Origin of the sequence: Microbacterium oleivorans, from assembly GCF_023715745.1 — a bacterium.
Taxonomy (GTDB): Bacteria; Actinomycetota; Actinomycetes; order Actinomycetales; family Microbacteriaceae; genus Microbacterium; species Microbacterium oleivorans_D.
Genome location: NZ_JAMBOV010000002.1, coordinates 576,238 through 595,698 on the forward strand (window position 1 = coordinate 576,238; position 19,461 = coordinate 595,698).

17 protein-coding genes and 1 tRNA gene are annotated in these 19,461 nt (G+C 70.2%); 8 read left to right on the forward strand and 10 right to left on the reverse strand.

Going from position 1 to position 19,461, the window contains the following annotated elements; translation table 11 throughout:
* Positions 1-520: 520 nt before the first annotated feature.
* Complete coding sequence (locus tag M3190_RS07530) at positions 521-1,942, reverse strand: zinc-dependent metalloprotease (RefSeq protein WP_251580338.1); 1,422 nt, start codon at positions 1,940-1,942, stop codon at positions 521-523.
* A 126-nt stretch (positions 1,943-2,068) separates the two neighbouring features.
* Here M3190_RS07530 and M3190_RS07535 point away from each other — a divergent pair, with 126 nt between their 5' ends.
* Both M3190_RS07535 and M3190_RS07540 read left to right on the forward strand, forming a co-directional pair.
* On the forward strand, positions 2,069-3,193 hold the full coding sequence (locus tag M3190_RS07535; protein ID WP_251580339.1) for a YlbL family protein: 1,125 nt from the start codon (positions 2,069-2,071) through the stop codon (positions 3,191-3,193).
* 86 nt (positions 3,194-3,279) lie between these two features.
* The gene (locus M3190_RS07540) at positions 3,280-6,207 is read left to right on the forward strand and encodes a UPF0182 family membrane protein (RefSeq protein ID WP_251580340.1); all 2,928 of its coding nucleotides are present in this window, start codon (positions 3,280-3,282) and stop codon (positions 6,205-6,207) included.
* Between the two features lie 27 nt (positions 6,208-6,234).
* On the opposite strand, the gene M3190_RS07545 is transcribed toward M3190_RS07540, so the two are convergent.
* From M3190_RS07545 to idi, 7 genes are read right to left on the reverse strand one after another with little or no spacing between them, the layout of a single operon-like run.
* Positions 6,235-7,110 carry a prenyltransferase gene (locus tag M3190_RS07545; RefSeq protein ID WP_251580341.1) on the reverse strand — a complete coding sequence of 292 codons (876 nt, stop codon included), beginning with the start codon at positions 7,108-7,110 and terminating at the stop codon, positions 6,235-6,237.
* Positions 7,107-7,415, reverse strand: a complete 309-nt coding sequence (locus M3190_RS07550; protein ID WP_251580342.1) for a lycopene cyclase domain-containing protein — start codon at positions 7,413-7,415, stop codon at positions 7,107-7,109. The genes M3190_RS07545 and M3190_RS07550 overlap by 4 nt, the downstream gene beginning before the upstream one ends.
* Positions 7,412-7,747, reverse strand: coding sequence for a lycopene cyclase domain-containing protein (locus tag M3190_RS07555; RefSeq protein ID WP_251580343.1), 336 nt, complete (start codon positions 7,745-7,747; stop codon positions 7,412-7,414). Before M3190_RS07555 ends, M3190_RS07550 begins: the two co-directional genes overlap by 4 nt.
* A 5-nt stretch (positions 7,748-7,752) precedes the next feature.
* Complete coding sequence (gene crtI / locus M3190_RS07560; protein WP_251580344.1) at positions 7,753-9,306, reverse strand: phytoene desaturase family protein; 1,554 nt, start codon at positions 9,304-9,306, stop codon at positions 7,753-7,755.
* Positions 9,303-10,187 carry a phytoene/squalene synthase family protein gene (locus M3190_RS07565; protein WP_251580345.1) on the reverse strand — a complete coding sequence of 295 codons (885 nt, stop codon included), beginning with the start codon at positions 10,185-10,187 and terminating at the stop codon, positions 9,303-9,305. Before M3190_RS07565 ends, crtI begins: the two co-directional genes overlap by 4 nt.
* Positions 10,184-11,248 carry a polyprenyl synthetase family protein gene (locus M3190_RS07570; protein WP_251580346.1) on the reverse strand — a complete coding sequence of 355 codons (1,065 nt, stop codon included), beginning with the start codon at positions 11,246-11,248 and terminating at the stop codon, positions 10,184-10,186. The genes M3190_RS07565 and M3190_RS07570 overlap by 4 nt, the downstream gene beginning before the upstream one ends.
* Entirely contained in the window at positions 11,245-11,793 is a 549-nt protein-coding gene (idi, locus tag M3190_RS07575; protein WP_251580347.1) for an isopentenyl-diphosphate Delta-isomerase, read from the reverse strand. Before idi ends, M3190_RS07570 begins: the two co-directional genes overlap by 4 nt.
* Before the next feature lie 73 nt (positions 11,794-11,866).
* Between idi and M3190_RS07580 the strand changes: the two genes are divergently transcribed.
* Complete coding sequence (locus M3190_RS07580; RefSeq protein ID WP_251580348.1) at positions 11,867-12,340, forward strand: MarR family winged helix-turn-helix transcriptional regulator; 474 nt, start codon at positions 11,867-11,869, stop codon at positions 12,338-12,340.
* A 69-nt stretch (positions 12,341-12,409) separates the two neighbouring features.
* Here the strand turns inward: M3190_RS07580 and M3190_RS07585 are convergent.
* A tRNA-Met gene (locus M3190_RS07585) sits at positions 12,410-12,483 on the reverse strand.
* 82 nt (positions 12,484-12,565) lie between these two features.
* On the opposite strand from M3190_RS07585, the gene M3190_RS07590 reads away from it, so the two are divergent.
* Positions 12,566-13,075 carry a DUF6328 family protein gene (locus M3190_RS07590; protein ID WP_251580349.1) on the forward strand — a complete coding sequence of 170 codons (510 nt, stop codon included), beginning with the start codon at positions 12,566-12,568 and terminating at the stop codon, positions 13,073-13,075.
* Positions 13,072-13,881: a carbon-nitrogen hydrolase family protein gene (locus tag M3190_RS07595; RefSeq protein WP_251580350.1), complete on the forward strand. Its 810-nt coding sequence runs from the start codon at positions 13,072-13,074 to the stop codon at positions 13,879-13,881. The genes M3190_RS07590 and M3190_RS07595 overlap by 4 nt, the downstream gene beginning before the upstream one ends.
* 21 nt (positions 13,882-13,902) lie before the next feature.
* Here the strand turns inward: M3190_RS07595 and M3190_RS07600 are convergent, their stop codons facing one another.
* The gene (locus M3190_RS07600) at positions 13,903-15,111 is read right to left on the reverse strand and encodes an aminotransferase class I/II-fold pyridoxal phosphate-dependent enzyme (protein ID WP_251580351.1); all 1,209 of its coding nucleotides are present in this window, start codon (positions 15,109-15,111) and stop codon (positions 13,903-13,905) included.
* Positions 15,112-15,257: 146 nt separating this feature from the next.
* On the opposite strand from M3190_RS07600, the gene M3190_RS07605 reads away from it, so the two are divergent.
* The 3 genes from M3190_RS07605 to M3190_RS07615 are packed head-to-tail and all read left to right on the forward strand — an operon-like array spanning position 15,258 to position 19,453.
* Positions 15,258-16,724: a S1C family serine protease gene (locus tag M3190_RS07605; RefSeq protein WP_251580352.1), complete on the forward strand. Its 1,467-nt coding sequence runs from the start codon at positions 15,258-15,260 to the stop codon at positions 16,722-16,724.
* A 42-nt stretch (positions 16,725-16,766) separates the two neighbouring features.
* Entirely contained in the window at positions 16,767-18,011 is a 1,245-nt protein-coding gene (locus M3190_RS07610; RefSeq protein ID WP_251580353.1) for a CDP-glycerol glycerophosphotransferase family protein, read from the forward strand.
* Positions 18,008-19,453: a CDP-glycerol glycerophosphotransferase family protein gene (locus M3190_RS07615; RefSeq protein ID WP_251580354.1), complete on the forward strand. Its 1,446-nt coding sequence runs from the start codon at positions 18,008-18,010 to the stop codon at positions 19,451-19,453. Before M3190_RS07610 ends, M3190_RS07615 begins: the two co-directional genes overlap by 4 nt.
* The last annotated feature ends 8 nt before the right edge of the window (positions 19,454-19,461 follow it).

The window sequence follows — 19,461 nt, forward strand, 5'->3', positions numbered from 1 at the left end:
CGGCGCGGTGTGGGTCGATGAGATGCGCGGCGACGACCACGACCGGGCCCCTGCCCGGCGGCAACGGCCACCGTTCGCACGCGTCGATCTCGATCCCGGCACCGGCGAGGCCCGCCAGCAGCGTCCGCTCGTCGTCGTGTCCGAGATCGGCGGGCAGCTCGACCCGCACCGGCGGCACCGGCTCGGCCTCGGTGACCAGGGCGTCCGCGATCTGCGTGAGGAACGCCCGCGCCTGCTCCGGGCTCGCTCCGAGCTCGCGAGCGAGCGGGACGAGCCGGCCGTCCGGGATGCCGCTCACCAAGGCGTCGAGCAGACGCTCCTGCCACGGCTGCACGCCGGTCAGGGGGCGTCGATCGTCGATGCCGAGCTGCACACTGCTGGGGGTGCGCCACAGCGGGGGATGGGAGGCAGCCAGTCGGAGCATGGGGCGATTCTGACCGGGATGTGCCCGGCCGCCGCCCTGCCGTCCACAGATCCTCCGCCGCGCGGCCGCGGCTGTCGCCTGTGGAGGAGGCGGGCCTCAGACGGGTCGAGGTCCGCCGGGGGCGGTGTCCCCGTCGTGCGGGTCGTCGGACGACGACGTGTCGTTCTGCCCGCCGGTCTCCTCCTCGAGCAGCGCCTCGAGGGCGTCGTCGAAGGCGTCCCGCTCGGGCGCCTCGCCGCGCTCCCGCGCTTGAAGCCGGGCGACGAGTCCCGCGGGGTCGTCGAGGTCCTCGGCGCTGGGCATGAGGTCGGGGTAGTCCCAGAGACCATCGCGCACCGCGGGGCCCACGGCATCCGTCACGGCCCGCCACATCGCCGCAGCCTCGCGCAGGCGGCGCGGGCGCAGCTCGAGACCGACGAGCGACGCCATCGCCTGCTCGCCGGGACCGCCGACGGCACGTCGGCGACGCACCGCTTCGGCGATGCGATCTGCGGAGGGGACCCGGGTGGTCGCATCGGCGGTGACGACGTCGACCCAGCCCTCGATGGTCGCGAGGAGGTTCTCGAGCCGGGTGAGGGCCGCGACCTGAGCCTCGGACCGCTGCGGCAGGAGTGCGCCGCTCTCGATCGCGGCCCTCAGCTCCTCCGGGGAGGAAGGATCGAAGCGCGAGGCCAGGTCCTCGAGGGCGTCCGTGTCGACGTGCACTCCACGGGCGAAGTCGGTCACCTGCGAGATGACGTGCAGACGCAGCCACTTCGCGTGACGGAAGAGCCGCGCGTGAGCGAGTTCACGGGTCGCGAGGACGAGCGCCAGCTGATCCTCCTCGATCTCGAGGTCGCGTCCGAAGTCGGCGAAGTTCTGGGGGAGGATCGCGGCCTCGCCGGTCGGCATCAACGGGATGCCGACGTCGCCGCCGCTCACCACCTCGAGCGAGAGCTTGCCGATGACCGCGCCCAGCTGACCGGCGAACAGGGCGCCGCCGACGCGCCGCATGAGGCGCCCGGCGCCTTCGATGGCGGGACGCATCTCCTCGGGGGTCTGCGACTCGAGCGCCGCCGTCAGGGCATCGCTGATCGAGCTCGCGACCGGTTCGGCGAGCTCCTGCCACACAGGGAGCGTCGCCTCGACCCACTGACCCCGCGTGATCGGGCGCGGTGTCTGCGCGAGTTCGCCGATGGACGTCGCCTCGCTGAGCCATAGGGCTGCCAGGGCGAAGGCCTGATCGAACTCCGTCCGTGCGCCCGCGGTGATGCCGAGCCCGTCGCGGTTCGCGATGTGCAGCGCCTGCGTCCTCGCTGCCGACCAGTCGACTCCGTCGTCTCCGCCGTCGCCCGCCATGGCGGCCTGGAGCTGCTGCATGATCGTCCGCATCATGGCCGGGTCGATGCCCATGGCCGACAGCTGACGCAGCTGCTCCGGGTCGATCCCGCCCTGACCGCCCAGCATCCGCCGCAGCATCTCGGCGAGGTCGTCGTCGCCCGGCAGATCGTCGCCGGTCTTGTCCGCGTCATCGGTCATGTCAGGCGCCTTTCAGCAGGGGGGAGACGTCTCGATCTACGCTAATGGCAGGTTTTCTCCGCCCGGTCCGAGCGGGAGACATCCCGTGTACGCCGGTCGCGAACGAGCGCCGGAGGAAGGACCCGTGTGTCGCTCTTCGAGGACGCCGATACCCCCGTCGCAACGCGATCATCCCGTCGCCCCCGCCGCTTCTCCGGTGGTGTGTGGGCGCTCGTGATCGCCCTGGTGGCGCTCCTCGTGCTGAGCTTCCTGCCCACGGGGTTCGTCATCCAGCGCCAAGGACCCGTCGTCAACACCCTCGGTTCGGTCGAGAACGCGGAGGGTGACGACGTGCCCCTCATCTCGGTCCGCGGTGCCGAGACGTATCCGACGGCCGGCGCCCTCGACCTCACCACCGTGCAGATCGCGGGTACCCGGGAACGCACGCCGTCGTGGTTCGAGCTCGCGATGGCCTGGTTCGACGCGTCCGAGGCCGTGCTGCCGATCGACCAGGTGTTCCCGGCCGGGACGACCACCGAGCAGCGCAACGAGGAGAACGCAGCGCTCATGGTCGACTCGCAGAAGGAGGCCACGGCTGCCGCGCTCACGGAGCTGGGCTACACGGTGCGCGCCCATGTCGGCGTCGGCGCGCTCACCGAGGACTCTCCCGCCACCGGCATTCTCGAGGTCGGTGACGAGATCGTCTCCGCAGACGGAACCTCGATCGAGGACACGGCGCAGCTGCGCTCCGTCATCAACGCGGGGCAGGGGGACCCCGTCGAGCTCGTGATCCGCCGCGACGACGCCGAACGCACGGTCCGCGTCACGCCCGTGCAGACCGAGTCGGCGGACGGCCCGGTGTGGATCATCGGCATCACCACGGCGCGCGACTTCGAGTTCCCCATCGACGTCACGATCCAACTCGACCGCATCGGCGGCCCCAGCGCCGGCCAGATGTTCGCACTCGGGATCATCGACACCCTCACTCCCGGCGAGCTCAACGGCGGTGAGCAGGTCGCGGGGACCGGGACGATCGACTCGGCGGGGACGATCGGTCCCATCGGCGGCATCCGTCAGAAGCTGTACGGCGCTCTGGATGCCGGCGCCGCGTACTTCCTCGCTCCGGAGAAGAACTGCGACGAGGTCGTGGGACACATCCCGGGCGACCTCCGGGTCATCCCCGTGTCGACGTTGGACGACTCGCTCGCCGCGCTCGACGCGATCCGCACGGGCGACGGCGTCGACGACCTCCCGGTCTGCAGCGCCGGCTGAGCACCCCCGCGCTCTGCCCCTGCGATTCCGCCCAGAGCGGAGCCGGCCCGGCCGTGCCCGTGACGACCCCCGCCTAGGATGAGGGGGTGACCTCGACACCTGCCGGACCGGCCACGTCCACTCCTCCGAATCCCGTCCGTCGCACGATCGCCATCACCGTCGGCGTGCTCGTCGTCCTGGTGATCGCGTTCTTCGCGTTCGCGGGGCTGTACACCGACTGGCAGTGGTACCGGCAGCTGGGCTTCGACGGCGTCCTGGTGACGCAGTGGACTGCCCGCGTCATCATGTTCCTCGTCGGATTCGTCGCCATGGCGGCCCCCGTGTTCGCGGCCATCCAGCTCGCCTACCGGCTCCGACCGGTCTACGCACGGCTGAGCTCGCAGCTCGACCACTACCAGGAAGTGGTCGAGCCCCTCCGCCGTCTCGCGATGTGGGGCATCCCCGTCTTCTTCGGGTTCTTCGCCGGTTTCGCCGCGTCGGCGCAGTGGGAGACCGTCTGGCTGTGGGTCAACGGGGTCCCCACCGGCATGACGGACCCCCAGTTCGGTCTCGACACCGGGTTCTACCTGTTCCAGATGCCGTTCTACAGCGTGGTGCTCGGGTTCGCCTCCGCCGTCCTCCTGATCTGCCTGTTGGTCACCGCCGTCGTCTCGTATCTGTACGGCTCGGTGCGCGTCGGTCAGCGTGAGCTCCGCATCTCGAAGGCCGCCCGCATCCAGCTGGCGATCGTCGCCGCGCTGTACCTCGCCGTGCAGGCGGCGAGCCTGTGGCTCGACCAGTACAAGACCCTGACCACGCAGGGCGACCGCTTCACGGGTGCGAGCTACGTCGACGTCAACGCGGTCATCCCCGGCCTCGGGATCCTCTCCGTCGCGGCAGCCATCGTCGCAGCCCTGTTCGTCGTCACGGCGATCATCGGTCGTTGGCGGTTCCCGCTCATCGGCACCGCACTGCTCATCGTCTCCTCGCTCGTCGTCGGCGTCGCCTACCCCTGGGCCGTCACCCAGTTCCAGGTGGCGCCGAACCTCGAGACGTACGAGGCGCCGTACGTCGAACGCAACCTGGAGGCGACGAAGTTCGCCTACGGCATCAACGGCCTCGACAAGACCGAGTACGAGGCCGTCACCACCGCGGAGCAGGGCCAGCTGCGTGCAGACGCCGAGACCACGGCATCCCTCCGGATCATGGACCCCGCCATCATCGGCCCGACCGTCCGCCAGCTCGAGCAGTACCGCTCCTACTACCGGTTCACGGACCCGCTCGACGTCGATCGCTACGAGATCGACGGAGAGACGCAGGACGCCGTCGTGTCGGTGCGGGAGCTCAACCTCGACCAGCTCGGCAACGCGCAGTCCTGGTACAACAACACGCTCGTCTACACGCACGGGTACGGCATGGTCGCCGCGAAGGGCACCGATCGGACCGCCGACGGCGATCCCGTCTTCCTCGAGCGCGGCATCCCGACCTCGGGCGACCTCACGACCGAGTCCGACTACGAGCCGCGCATCTACTTCGGCGAATCGTCGCCGACGTACTCGATCGTCGGTGCGCCCACCGACAGCGACCCGGTCGAGCTCGACTACCCGCGCGGTGAGGACGGTGCCGGTCAGACCCGGTACACGTTCACCGGTGACGGCGGGCCTGACGTGGGCAATCCCTTCAACCGTCTGCTGTACGCGCTGAAGTTCCAGTCGACGGACATCCTCTTCTCGGACGGCATCAACGACCAGTCCCAGATCCTGTACGACCGCAACCCGGTCCAGCGCGTCGAGAAGGTCGCTCCCTACCTCGAGCTCGACAGCGACCCCTACCCGAGCGTCGTCGACGGCCGCGTGGTGTGGATCATCGACGGCTACACCCTGAGCAACAACTACCCCTACTCCTCGATCGTCAGCCTGCGAGACGCCATCTCGGATTCCACGAACACGCAGCCGCGAGTCGCTCTCGACGACGTCAACTACATCCGCAACTCGGTCAAGGCGACGGTCGACGCGTACGACGGCTCGGTGACGCTCTACGCGTGGGACGACCAGGATCCGCTCCTGCAGGCGTGGCAGAAGGTCTACCCCTCGACGCTGAAGCCCGTCAGCGAGATGTCCGCGGAGCTCATGAGCCACGTGCGCTACCCGACGGATCTGTTCAAGGTGCAGCGTGCGATGCTCGGGATGTACCACGTCGATGACGCGCAGTCCTTCATCCGACGCGACAACGCGTGGCGGACCCCGCAGGACCCCGTGACCGAGACGAACCTGCAGCCGCCGTACTACCTGACGATGCAGATGCCGGGCCAGGACGACCCGACGTATTCGATGTTCACGTCGTTCATCCCGGCCGCCGAGGGGGACAACGCGCGCAACGTCCTCATGGGGTACCTCGCGGTCGACTCGAACGCAGGGAACACCGCGGGCGAGAAGAGCGCGGACTACGGCAAGCTCAGAATGCTCGAGATCAGTGCCGACGTCTCCGTGCCGGGTCCGGGCCAGGTGCAGAACACGTTCAGCTCGAACGAGACCATCGCGCAGCAGGTCAACCTGCTGCGACAGGGTCAGTCGCAGGTGCTTCCCGGCAACCTGCTGACGCTGCCCGTCGGTGGCGGTCTGCTGTACGTGCAACCGATCTTCGTCCAGGCCTCCAGCGGCACGCAGCTGCCGCAGCTGCGCAAGATCCTGGTCGCCTTCGGTGATGAGGTCGCCTTCGAGGACACGCTGCAGGAGGCGCTCGACCAGCTCTTCGGCGGCGACTCCGGTGCAACCGCGGGCGACGACGGCACCACGCCCACACCCTCTCCGACCGAATCCGCGGGACCGACGCCGACGCCGACGCCCACCGATGACGGCGGCGGGACCGACGCCCCGGGCACCGGCGACGAGTTCGCGCGACTGCTCGACCAGGCGCAGCAGGTGATGATGGACCGCAACGAGGCGCTGCAGTCCGGTGACTGGGCGACCTACGGCCAGCTCGACGAGCAGCTCACGAACATCATCAACCGGCTCATCCAGCTCGAAGGGGAGTGACCCCGCACCGATCCGAGTGGTGGCTGCTCAGCGACTGAGCAGCCACCACCAGATCAGGAGCAGCGTCACGAGGAACCCCGCGATCTGATTCAGCCACAGGAAGCGGTCCCAGCCTCGGGTGGCTGCCGCGGCATCCTCGTCCCGGATGGAACGGTACGGCCACACCGTCACGAGGTAGGGGATCACCACCATTGCGGCGAGAGGGCCCGGCCACGAGGTCGCGAGCATGAGCATCCCGGCGGCGCCGTACGCGACGAGGGCGAATCGCACGGTCCAGGCGCCGCCGCGCGCCGTTGCGATGGAGGAGATCGCCGCCTCGCGGTCGGCGACGACATCCTGGACCGCGCCGAACGCATGGGATGCCAAGCCCCACAGGGCGAAGGCGACGATCACGATGACGAGCTGCGGCGTCCAGGTCGCGCCTGTGAGGACGAGGGCGTACACGGCGGGTGAGAAGAAGTGGATGCTGCTGGTGACGGAGTCCGCGAAGGGACGCTCCTTGAGTCGCAACGGCGGCGCGCTGTAGAACACGACGGCGAGCAGGCTCAGGGCGAGGACGAGCCAGGATGCCGGGGGACCTGCGACGATGAGGAACACGGCGAAGGGGGCGCACAGGAGCCCCGACGTCCAGAGGACGGCCGAGTGCAGCCCCTTGTCGAGGATGGCGCCGTGCGCACCGCCCTTCCGGGGATTGCGCAGGTCGGATTCGTAGTCGAAGACGTCGTTGATCCCGTACATCGCGACGTTGTAGGGGATGAGGAAGAAGAGCGTGCCGATCACGAGCACGAGGTCGACCTCACGCGCGCTGAGCAGGTAGGCCGCAGCGAACGGGTAGGCGGTGTTGATCCAGCTCACCGGGCGCGACGAGACGAACAGCTGACGGGCGAACATGAGCGGACTCATGCGGTCTCCGTCCGCGAAGGCAGGAGCGCGCCGATCGCCGGCAGCAGGAATGCGGCGCAGAGCGGATACGAGAAGTCCTCGATCGGCGCGAGGCCGACGCGGATGCCGCTGATGTGCTCCTCCGGGTAGGTGAACAGATCGGCGGCGATCATCAGATTGTCGAAGACCGCGGTGAAGGCGATGAGCACCAGCGCGGTCCACAGCGAGGCGACGAAACGCTCACGGGCGCCCGGGCGTCGGAGCGAGACGAGGGTCACGATGACAGTGACGGCCGCGAACGGGACGATGAGCAGCGGATAGGTCACGCCGCCTCCCGCCGGTCTCGCCGGCGCGCTGCGATCCGTGTGGCGAGCGCGTGCACCACGAGGGTCAGGTGGCAGAGGAACGCGAGGAAGACGGGCTCCTCGAGCGGCAGGTGCGGGGCGAGGTCCACGCCGAGCAGGAGCGGACTGTCGCCCCGCACGAAGACACCGGTCGCGATCCCCGCGAAGTCCCAGATCAGCAGGAAGACGGTCCCGCAGGCGACGAGGAGAAGCGTCCTGCCGGGCGCGGCCCCGAGAGCGAGTCGGTGCCGCAGGTCGACGGTCAGCACTCCGAGTGCCGAGACGACCAGGGCGACGAGATACAGTCCCGTCACCGCGTTCAGCTCTCCGCGCGTGCCGGTTCGGCGAGCTGACCCGTGGACGCGTCCCCGTCGAGCAGCTTCACGACGAGCTCCGCCGAGATGAGGCACATCGGCAAGCCGACTCCGGGGAGGACGGTCTGGCCGGCGTACAGCAGGCCGTCGACCTTCGACCGCAGGCCGGGGCGGAACATCGCCGACTGACGGAGCGTGTGCGCGAGCCCGAGCGCGCCCCCGCGGAACGAACCGAAGTCCGCGGCGAAGTCGCCGGGGGTGATCGTCCGCCGGACACGGATCCGATCGGCGAGGTCGGCGACCCCCGTCCAGTCGGCGATCTGGGCGATCACGGCATCGGCGGCCGCCTCGATGCGGGCGTCCCCGGCCCCGTCGACCCCTCCGCGTCCCATCTCCGGCGCCGGGGGCATCGGAACGAGCACGAACAGGTTCTCGTGGCCGGCCGGAGCCACGTCGCCGTCCGTCGCGCTCGGCTTGCAGACATACAGCGACGCCGGGTCCGGGATGCCGGCCGACGCGCCCTCGCCGAAGATCGCGTCGAAGTTGGCCTTCCAGTCCTTCGTGAACAGCAGCGTGTGGTGCTCGAGCTCGGGGAGGTCACCCTCGACGCCGAGCAGGATGAGGAGCGCGCCGAACGACGGCGTGCGCTTGTCCCACCACGCCTCGGTGCGCGACCGCGACTCCGGCTCGAGCAGCGCGGTCTCGGTGTGGTGCATGTCCGCGGTCGAGATGACATGGTCGGCCGTGACGACGGTGCCGTCGTACAGGCGGATGCCGGTGGCCCGCCCGCGTTCGGTGAGGATGCGCTCGACCCGGCTGCCGGTGCGGATCTCCGCGCCGCGGCCCTCGGCCAGACGCGCGATCGCACGGATGACCTGCACCAACCCGCCGCGCGGGTAGAGGACGCCGTCGTCGAGGTCGAGGTGGCTCATGAGGTGGTACAGGCTCGGAGCGTCGTAGGGCGAGCCGCCGAGGAACACCGCCGGATAGCCGAGCACCTGCTGCAGGACCGGGTCGGCGAACCGGCTCTCGACGTGCGCGGAGAGCGGACGCAGCAGCAGCGGGATGAGGGTGCCGAGCTTGCGGAGAACGTCGGGGTGGACGAGGCCCTTGAGCGACACGTAGGGGTCGTACAGGAATCGGGAGACCGCGAGGTCGTAAATCTCCGCGGCCGAGTCGAGGTAGGTCGCGAGCTTTGCGCCGGCGCCGGGTTCGCGGCCCTCGAAGGCGGAGACGGCGGCCTCCCGCCCGGACACGACATCGAAGGGGGCGGGCTCGCCCTCGTGGTAGACGCGGTAGGCCGGCTCCAGTCGGACGAGATCCAGTTGCTCGTGGGCGCTCGTCCCGAGAAGCGCGAAGAAGTGGTCGAACACCTCGGGCATGAGGTACCAGCTCGGGCCCGTGTCGAAGCGGAAACCGTCCTTCTCCCAGCTGCCGGCGCGTCCGCCCACGTCGTCCAGGGCTTCGAAGACGGTCACGTCATCGCCTCGGTCGGCCAGGAGGGCGGCGGTGGCGAGGCCCGTGATGCCGCCGCCGATGATCGCGATGCGCCGGCTCATTCGGAAGGTCTCCGGTTCTGTCGTGTCGTGTGACGGGAAGACGTGCGACGGTGTGCGACCGCGGCGCGAGCCGCGATGGCGGCCTTGACCGGCGTGGGCACGCGGACGCGGACGCTCAGGTCCTCCGTCTTGCGGAGCCGTTCGGTCAGCTCCGCGAACAGCCCGTGCGCGGTGGCCACCGCGACCCGGCAGTCGGGGGGCAGGAGCGGGATCGTCGCGGCCGCGGCATCCAAGTCGCGGTCGATGCGGGCGAGGACCTCGCGCCGACGTGCGGCACCGTCGGCCACGCCGAGGTAGTCCCGCCCGAGCCGTCCGGCGTCGTCGGCGTGGTCGCGGAGGAAGTTGATGTCCTGGAAGGCGGCGCCCAAGCGGCGCGCGCCGATGACGAGGACGGGCTCGGGGTCGCGCGGTGCGGGCGCGCCCGCGTTCACGAACACCTGCAGGCACATCAGGCCGACGACCTCGGCGGATCCGTAGACGTAGTCGTCGTGCGAGGCGTCGTCGTGCTCGGCGCGCTCGAGATCGGTGCGCATGGACGAGAAGAACGGTTCGATGTGCCGCCGGGCGATGCCGCATTCGCGGGCCGTCCGTGCGAAGGCGTGGACCACGAGGTTGGCGCTGAATCCGCGATCGATCGCCGCGTAGGTCTCGGTCTCGAGGGCATCGAGGACCTCGCGCTGCTCGTCCTCCGGCACGCCCGCCGCCGACGCCGCACCGTCGACGATCTCGTCGGCGACGCGCACGAGCGCGTAGACGTTGCGCACGTGGGGCCGCACTCGGGGACCGAGGAGGCTCGTCGCCAATCCGAACGAGGTCGAGTAGGCACGGATGACGGATGCGGCAGCCGCGACGGCCGTCTCGTCGTAGAGCGTGTCGGTCATCGCGGGATGCGATCCTCCACGGCGGCGGCGAGTGCGGCGAGGAGGACGACGGCGTCCCGGGGGAGCGCGGCGTCCGCGGCGAGGTTGCGTGCGGAGCGGAGGGTCTGCGCGATCATCTCGACGGTCCGCTCGCGCGCACCGCTCGCGGTGAGCTCGCGCTGAGCCTGCTCGATCGCGATCGGGCCGGTGGGAGCCAGGGCGAGGGCGGACGCGACCTGCGGCCACGCCTCGGTCTCGGCCGCCATCGCGATCAGCGGGGTCCGCTTGGATGCGCGCAGGTCCGCGCCGGGCTCGCGCCCGGCTTCGGCCCGCGTGCCGAAGGTTCCGATCAGGTCGTCGGCCAGCTGGAAGGCGACGCCGATGGCGGAACCCGCCGATTCCAGGGCGGCGCGCTCGTCGTCGCTCGCACCGGCGAGGAGGGCACCCGCGGCCAGGGGGGCCTGGAACGAGTAGAACGCCGTCTTGTCTCGCGCCGTCCGCAGCAATGAGTCCGTCGGCGGGAGGTCCGCGCCGATGGACTGTTCGACATCCGCCAGTTCCCCTGCCGCCGAGACCAGGATCGCGTCATCGAGCAGGACGAACAACGCCGCTCGCTGGGGTGCCGTCACGGGCGCCGTCGCGATCAGTCGCGTGGCCTCGAACAGCAGCAGATCTCCGGCGAGCACCGCTGCAGCCGAGCCGAGCAGGCGCGACTCGTCGGCGTCGCCGCCCCGGGCACGGGCCCGTTCCTGGAAGCGCCCGACGACGTTCGGGATGCCGCGCCGTTCGACGTCGCCGTCGATGAGGTCGTCGTGCACGACGAACGCGGCGTGCAGCAGCTCGAAGGCGGCGGCGACCCGCCAGAGGCCGGGGGAGCGACCGGTGTCGCCGCCGAATGCCTCGAACGCGGCGACGACGAGCGCGGGCCGGAGGCGCTTGCCCCCCGTGGCCGAGGCCGCGGTGGCGTCACCGAGCGCGGCGGAGGCCTCGCCCAGTGCCGCCGATCGCACCCGCAGTCGCTCGAGGGCGACGTCCAACGCGTCGTCGATCTCGCGCCAGGTGGACGACGGCAGGGCGATCACGAGGCCCTCCGTTGCTCGTGCGGAGCGAACAGCTCGAGCTGCTGTGCCTGCAGGACGAGCCACGGGCTGAAGGCCCACGGTGTCGTCGTGATCGAGGCGTCCAGGTCGGCGGGGTCCACCCAGCGAGCCTCGGCGACCTCGTCGGGGTTCAGGTGCGGTTCGTCATCGGTGTACGCGACGTACACGGGGCAGATCTCGTGCTCGACGATGCCGGAGGCGTCGGTGGCGCGGTAGCGGAAGAGGGGGAGCGCGAGGGAGACGTCGCGCAGAGTGAGTCCCACTTCGAACGCGGCGCGGCGGTGGACGGCATCGATCACGGGCTCGGCGGGGGCGGGGTGTCCGCAGAACGAGTTCGTCCAGACCCCCGGCCATGCGGCTTTGCCCAGTGCGCGGCGCGTCACGAGCAGCTCCCCGCGGGTGTTGTAGACGTGGCAGGAGAATGCCAGGTGCAGTGCGGTGTCCGTACCGTGGACGCTAGCCTTCGGAGCCGTGCCGATCTCGCGTCCGTCATCGTCCAGCAGAACGACGTATTCGATGTCCGACACGATTCCTCCCGTAAGTTTGCTAGATTATCTAGCAATCACTCGACATGCTACAGACCGACCGGAAAGGTGTCCAATGGTGGCGGAACCATGGATTCCGAGCAATGAACGCGATGCCGTGGTGCTCGGTGCCCTGGAGGCCGTCCGCGCCTTCTCGGACGCCTTGGACCGAATGTACGCCTCGATGCGCGGCGACATGGACATGAACACGACCGACCTGGCGGCCCTGCGGATGCTGATCATCCGCGAGCAGCACGGCGAGGTGGTCAAGCCGCACGATCTTGCGACGCATCTTGCGATCTCGACGGCATCGACGACGAAGCTCCTCGATCGCCTCACGGCGGACGGATACCTCACGCGCAAGCCGCACCCGCACGATCGTCGTGCACGTGTCGTCGCCTTGACCGACGAAGCGCGTGCCACCTTCCGGCGCCATTTCGGCGAACGCCTCCGGCGCATGAAGGAGGCGACCGAACCGTACTCCGATGACGAGCTCCGCACCATCGTGCGCTTCCTCGCCGACATGGAGCGAGCGATGCTGCCCGAGTGACGCGGGCCTGGATGACCCGGAAAGCGAAGAAGGCGCCCCCTCCGGAGAGGGAACGCCTTCTTCTTTTTGTTGCGGGGACAGGATTTGAACCTGCGACCTCTGGGTTATGAGCCCAGCGAGCTACCGAGCTGCTCCACCCCGCGGCACAAGAGAAAACTCTAGCACGGCTTCTGGCGGTGCGCGAATCGGTCCGGTGAACGGCCACGCCGTCGGCAGGATGGGTTCATGGTCCGCCTTGACACCGATGCCACCGCCGATGCCCGGCCCGACGGTCGCGATGAGACGCGCGACGAGCGCGCCGACCGCAACTGGAGCGAAGTCCTCCAGGAGCTGCGGGTGCTGCAGACCGGCACGCAGATCCTCACCGGGTTCCTTCTCGCTCTGGCGTTCCAGCCGTCGTTCACCGATCTGGGATCCGCGCAGCGACTCGGCTACCTGGTCCTCGTCGTCCTCTCCGCCCTCAGCGCCGTCGTGGCGCTGGCACCGGTCTCGGTGCATCGGCTCCTCTTCGCCCGTGGCGCCAAGCCGGTGATCGTCCGGTTCGGGCACGTCTGCATGATCGGAGCCCTCGTGCTGGTGTCCGCCCTGCTCGTCGGGGTCGTCGCGTTCGTGTTCGACGTCGTGGTCGGCGGTGCGGCATCCTGGATCTCGGGTGTCGCCCTCGCCGGCGTGATCCTGGCGCTGTGGCTGCTCGTCCCGCTCATCACGCGCCGTCGTTCGGAAAGGACTCCATGACCGTCGCTCCGCTCGGCCTCGCCGTCGCCCAGTTCGCCCCGTCCGCCGACGAGGCGGCCAATCTCGACGCCATCGCCGACCTCGTCTCTCGTGCGCGCGACCGCGGGGCCGGGGTGGTCCTGTTCCCCGAGTACTCCAGTTACTTCGTGGACCCGTTCGACGCGTCCCTCGCGGCCCACGCCCAGAGCCTCGACGGTGCGTTCGTGAGCGCCCTCGCCGGCCTGGCCCGCCAGCACGAGCTCCACATCGTCGCCGGTCTCGTCGAGCGCGCCTCGAGCGGTGATCGCGTCCGCAACACGGTCGTCGCGGTCGGTGCGGACGGCGTCGTCGCGCGCTACCGCAAGCTGCACCTCTACGACGCCTTCGGCCAGCGCGAGTCGGACTGGGTGGAGCCGGGCACGATCGAGGCGCCCGAGACGTTCGAGGTCGGCGGCATCCGTTTCGCCCTCATGACCTGCTACGACCTGAGATTCCCCGAGGTCGCCCGCACCCTCGCCGACACCGGTGCACAGGTCGTCCTCGTGGCTGCCGAGTGGGTGCGGGGGCCGCTGAAGGAGGATCACTGGCGCACGCTCCTGCAGGCACGTGCCATCGAGAACACGCTTTACGTCGCGGGCGCCGATCATCCGCCCCCGCTCGGCGTCGGTCACTCCCTCGTCATCGACCCGCTGGGGGTCCCGGTGGCGTCGATCGGAACCGCGACCGACGTGGCGGTGGCCTACATCGACGCCGGAGTCGTCGACCGGGTGCGACGGGTGAACCCCGCACTCAAGCTGCGGCGGTACACGGTCGCCCCCCGCGCCTGACGGCCTTCGGATGGTGCGCGGTCAGCCTGCGGAAGCCGCCAGGCGACGCGCGGCCTCGGCGATGACGTCCGTCCGTTTGCATGCCGCGAAACGGACGAGACTCGCGTATTCCGCGCGGTGGTCGTCGGACACGAAAGCCGTGAGCGGGATCGCGGCGACGCCGGCCCGCTCGGGGAGGGCACGGCAGAAGTCCGCCGCATCTTCGCCGGACTCGAGCGCAGGCCGAACGTCGGCGACCGTGAAGTACGACCCCGCCGGAGTGGAGACGTCGAAGCCGGCGGCGATCAGGCCGCTGCCGAGGAGATCGCGCCGTTCGCGTTGCGTCGCGGCGAGGTCCTCGAAATAGACGTCGGGCAGTCCGAGCCCCACCGCGATGGCGGGCTGGAACGGAGCGCCGTTCACGTATGTCAGATACTGCTTCACCGCCAGGACGGCGTCGATCAGGTCGGCCGGACCGCTGACCCAGCCCACTTTCCAGCCGGTCGTCCGGAACGTCTTGCCGCCGGACGAGATCGTCAGGGTGCGCTCGGCGGCGCCGGGCAGAGTGGCGATCGGGGTGTGCGTCCCCTCCATGATCAGGTGCTCGTACACCTCATCGGTGACGATCAGGGCGTCGTGAAGCTCGGCGAGGCGCAGGATCTCGCCGCGCACCTCGGCGGAGAAGACCGTGCCCGTCGGGTTGTGCGGGTCGTTCACGAGGATCACCCGCGTCCGGTCGCTCACCGCCGCCTGGAGATCCGCGAGGTCGGGCTCCAGGGCCGGCCACCGGAGCGGAACGGGGACGAGTCGCGCGCCGGCGAGAGCGATCGCTGCGGCGTACGAGTCGTAGTACGGCTCGAAGACGACGACCTCGTCGTCGGGGCCGTCGAGAAGGGCGAGAAGGGTCGCGGTCAGCGCCTCCGTGGCGCCGGCGGTGATCAGTATCTCCCGCTCAGGATCGAGGTCGATTCCGTAGAACCGGCGCTGGTGATCCGCGACGGCCTCGCGGAGGACCGGCATGCCGCGGCCGGGCGGGTACTGATTCATCCCTGTGCGGATGGCACGGATCGCCGCATCCAGGACCTCGGCGGGTCCGTCCTCGTCCGGGAAGCCCTGACCGAGGTTGACGGCGTCATGGCGGACAGCCGCGGCGGTGATCTCGGCGAAGATCGTCGGGGCCAGCATTCCGTCGGGGGCGAGGAGGCCGGCGCCGCGGGCTGCGCGTTGCCAGGCACCGGGGATGTGCAGCACCGGCCCAGCGTACCGTCCGCTCGCGCCGACGACACCCGGTACGACCCCGGGCGTCATCCACTCCCATAGGCTGATCGGAGGGTCGGCATAGCTGGTCCACAGACTCCGGGAGCACTCTGAAGTCGCCTCGAAGAAGGAGCAGTCCCATGAGCGATTCGAACACCCCCGACCCGAACACGTCCGGCGCCTCTGTGCCGCCGCGTCCGCCGCTGCCCGACTCGGGTGCCACCGGTCACCCCGCTCCCGGCACGGCCGGCCAGCCGGAGACCGGCGCCCCTCACCCGGGGAACGGGTGGTTCGCCCACGCGCCGCAGACGTCGCAGCACCCCCAGACGTCCGGCCACCACGCCGCGGGCGCCGGCTTCGGTGCGCAGCCGACCGACACGCACGCCTCCCGCACCACTGAGGCGAAGGTCGGCTCCGGCAAGATCGTGGCCGTCCTCGTCGCCGCCGCCATCGTCGGCGCGGTCTCCGGGCTCGGCGGCGCGGCCATCGGCAACGACATGTTCGCCGCCGACGGCGGCTCCGTGGTGTCGCAGGGATCGACGACGGTCACCGTCAACGACCCCGACACGGTCAACCAGACCACCGGCATCGCAGCCAAGACCCTCCCGAGCGTCGTCACGATCAGTGCGACGTCCTCGAACGGCGGCGGCACCGGCTCCGGGGTGGTCCTCACCTCCGACGGCTACATCGTGACCAACACCCACGTGGTGACGCTGGACGGCGCGAGCTCCGACGTCGCATTGCGCGTGACCACCTCCGACGGGAAGGTCTACGACGCGAAGGTCGTCGGGACCGACCCGATCTACGACCTCGCGGTGATAAAGCTGACGGGCGCGAGCGGGCTCACGCCCATCACCTTCGCCGATTCTGGCAAACTCAACGTGGGCGACACGACGGTCGCCGTGGGCGCCCCCCTCGGCCTGGCGAACACCGTGACCACGGGTATCGTCAGCGCGCTGAACCGCTCCATCCAGATCGCCTCCTCCGCCGTGCCGGACTCGGGCGAGCAGCAGCAGGACCAGGGGCAGAACGGAGAGTCCCCCTTCCAGTTCGACTTCGGCCAGGGTCAGCAGGGCGGCTCGGGGTCGTCGGGCACGATCTCCATCGCGGTCATCCAGACGGACGCCGCCATCAACCCGGGCAACTCCGGCGGCGCACTCGTCGATGACAAGGGTGACCTCATCGGCATCAACGTGGCGATCGCGACGGCCGGCGGCGGATCCTCCTCCTCGAGCGAGGCGGGATCGATCGGTGTGGGATTCTCTATCCCGTCGAACATCGTCAAGCGCGTCACGGACGAGATCATCGCGGACGGCTCCGCCACACACGGCCTGCTCGGCGCGATGGTCGGGAACGCCGCCGACGCGCAGGACAGTGACATCGCCGGCGCCCTCATCAGTGACGTCACCTCGGGAGGCGCCGCGGCCCAGGCTGGACTGAAGTCCGGCGACGTGGTCACCGAGTTCGACGGCGTCCCGGTGCGGGACGCGACCGACCTCACGGCGCAGGTGCGTGCATTGGCCGCCGGCGCGAAGGCCAGTCTCGTGTACGTCCGAGACGGCAAGACGCTGAGCGCCGACGTGACACTCGGCGAGCTCACCGAGTAGCAGCATCCGGAGCACGACCCCACCCCGCGATAGGCTCGCGGGGTGGGGTCGTTCTCTTTCGCGTCGGGCAATGCCGCCCAGGTGATGAGGCTCCCGCTGCACGTCCTGGGCGTCCTGGCCACCCGGGTGGTCCCGCGCTCGCGCGATCTGTGGGTGTTCGGTTCCTCGATCGGGATCGGGGAGGGTGCCCTCGCGCTGTGGCAGGTCGCGACTGCCGCGGGAGAACGCGCCGTCTGGCTGACCGGGACGGAGAAGGATGCCGACGCTGCGCGACGTGCCGGGATGCCCTCGGCGCCCAAGCGCGGACTTCGTGGCTTCTGGCTCACGGCGCGCGCCCGCGTCGTCGTCATCACCCACGGTTCCGGTGACGTGAACCGTTACGCCACGTCCGGGTCCTACCTGGTCCAGCTGTGGCACGGCATCCCGCTGAAGCGGCTGGGACTCGATTCCCCGGTCACGGCGCGCGCTCCGTTGCCCGTGCCGGGACTGAGCCGACTCCTGCAGATCGCCTACCGGCGCACGCAGCGGCGCATCCGCCTGCTCCCCGCCGCGTCGCACCTGGTCCGGGGCCGACTGGAATCGGCCTTCGGCCTCGGTCACGAGCAGGTCCTCGTCACGGGCGAGCCACGCGTGGACGTGCTCTCGAGCGGTCGCGAGACGGCAGAGGCACGGGCCGATGTCGAGGGGCTCGTCGGCCCGCTCGACGGCGCGAGGATCGTGCTCTACGCCCCGACCTGGCGCGACGGGGAGACGGACCCGGCGGTTCCGTCCACCGCCGAATGGGACTTGATCGGCGCGGCGCTGGAGCGTCTCGACGCCGTGCTGCTGGTGCGACCGCATCCGCTCGGCGCAGGGGAGTACCGCTCCGGGACGTCGAACCGACGCATCCGTCTTCTGGGGTCGGACCTGCTGGCCGACGTGACCCCCGCGCTTCCCGCGCTCGACGTGCTCATCACGGACTATTCATCGCTGGCGTATGACAGCGCGCTCATTCCGCTGCCGGTCGTCTTCTTCGCACCTGACGAGGACCGCTACGCCGTGGAGCGCGGCTTCTACGGGCGATACCGCGACGTGGCCGGGGATGACGTCGCGACGGACTGGGCAGGGGTCATGACGCAAGTCGCCACCGTCCTCACCGATGACGTCGAGCGCGCGCGCCGGCTTGCCCGCGCCGAGGCACTGAGCGCACGCGTGCACGCGTTCCGCGACGGATGCAACGCGGAGCGCGTCTACGGCGCCATCCGGCGTGGGCTTGCGACGACGACCCGGACGAGGAGGCAGCCGTGATCGAGGTGTCCCTCCTCCCCGGCGACCGACTGGCCCTCGACGGTACCGGCGCCGTCCCCGCCGGCGTGCGCGCGGTCGGCCCTCGAGCGTCGTCCGACGCGGTCGTCAGCCGTACGGATGCCGGGTGGCGCGCCGTGCTGCCGCTGCGGGTGTCCCGGTGGGGAAGAACGGAGCTCGCCCTTCCGAGCGGCGACTACCGCCTGGAACTCGACCTCACGGGGTCGTCCGCGCCGGAGCTCGCGCCGCTGCGGCGCACGGTAGGGGAGAGCGTCGCCGTCGAGATCCGTGGCGGAGAGCTGATCGTGGGGCCGCCGCTGACGGACGTGGACGGAACCGCCGCGGGTCAGGCTGCGCTCGAGCGCGCGTATGCGGAGGGCACCGGCGACCTCGAGAACGCGGTCTTCTTCGAGAGCTTCTACGGACGCAACGCGAGCTGCAACCCTCGCGCGATCGACGAGGAGATCGCTCGGGTGGCCCCGACCGTCACCCGCTACTGGAGCGTCGTCGACCGATCCGTAGAGGTGCCGACGGGTGGGGTGGCGGTCGTGGAGGGGTCACCGGAATGGTGGCGTGCGCGCGGCGCGGCGAGGCTGCTCGTCGTCAATGACTGGCTGCGTCGTCGTTTCGTCCGGCGACCGGGCCAGCACGTCCTGCAGACGTGGCACGGCACACCGCTCAAGCGGCTCGCACTGGACCGGCCGGGGTTCGACCCCCGTCGGGTTCTCGCCGTCCTCCGGGAGAGCCGGCGGTGGGACGTGCTGCTCGCGCAGAACCCCTATGCCGCCCGCATCCTGAGTACGGCCTACGCCTTCCGTCGCCGTCCCGTCTGGGTGGAGGGGTACCCGCGTAACGACGTCCTCCTCACCGGCGATCGAGCCGCGATCCGTCGTGGACTGGGTGTCGCCGAACAGGAGAGGGTGATCCTGTACGCCCCGACGTGGCGGGACGATAGGGATCAGATGGTCGACTTCCTCGACCTGCAGGCGTTGGCGCGGGATGCCGAGGCCACCGTCCTCGTCCGCGGACACTCCCGGACGCTCCTACCGGGCTCGGACGCGAGCGGCCATCGCGTCATCGACGTGACCGGGTACCCCGACATCTCGGCGCTCCTGCTCGCGGCGGACGCGCTCATCACCGACTACTCCTCGGTCATGTTCGACTTCACGGCCACCGGGAAGCCGGTTTACTTCTTCGTCCCGGATCTCGAGCACTACCGCGGTCGGCTGCGAGGGTTCTACTTCGACCTGGCCGAGCGTGCGCCGGGGCCCGTCGCCATGACGCAGGAGGATCTGACGGCGGCGCTCGCAGACCCCGCCGTGCCGGAGCGGTTCGCCGACCGGTACGAGTCGTGGTCAGCCCGCTTCAATGCCCGCGACGACGGGCACGCCGCCGAGCGTGTCGTCGCACGTCTGCTCGATCAGGGGATGATCGCGCGGGACTGAGACCGCAC

Excerpts from the sequence above, each read along its gene's own strand:
- M3190_RS07565 (WP_251580345.1), bottom strand. The coding sequence starts at position 10,187 with ATGACCGACACGCTCTACGACGAGACGGCCGTCGCGGCTGCCGCATCC.
- M3190_RS07590 (WP_251580349.1), top strand. The coding sequence starts at position 12,566 with ATGGTCCGCCTTGACACCGATGCCACCGCCGATGCCCGGCCCGACGGT.
- M3190_RS07595 (WP_251580350.1), top strand. The coding sequence starts at position 13,072 with ATGACCGTCGCTCCGCTCGGCCTCGCCGTCGCCCAGTTCGCCCCGTCC.
- M3190_RS07605 (WP_251580352.1), top strand. The coding sequence starts at position 15,258 with ATGAGCGATTCGAACACCCCCGACCCGAACACGTCCGGCGCCTCTGTG.
- M3190_RS07580 (WP_251580348.1), top strand. The coding sequence starts at position 11,867 with ATGGTGGCGGAACCATGGATTCCGAGCAATGAACGCGATGCCGTGGTG.
- M3190_RS07530 (WP_251580338.1), bottom strand. The coding sequence starts at position 1,942 with ATGACCGATGACGCGGACAAGACCGGCGACGATCTGCCGGGCGACGAC.
- crtI (WP_251580344.1), bottom strand. The coding sequence starts at position 9,306 with ATGAGCCGGCGCATCGCGATCATCGGCGGCGGCATCACGGGCCTCGCC.
- M3190_RS07545 (WP_251580341.1), bottom strand. The coding sequence starts at position 7,110 with ATGAGTCCGCTCATGTTCGCCCGTCAGCTGTTCGTCTCGTCGCGCCCG.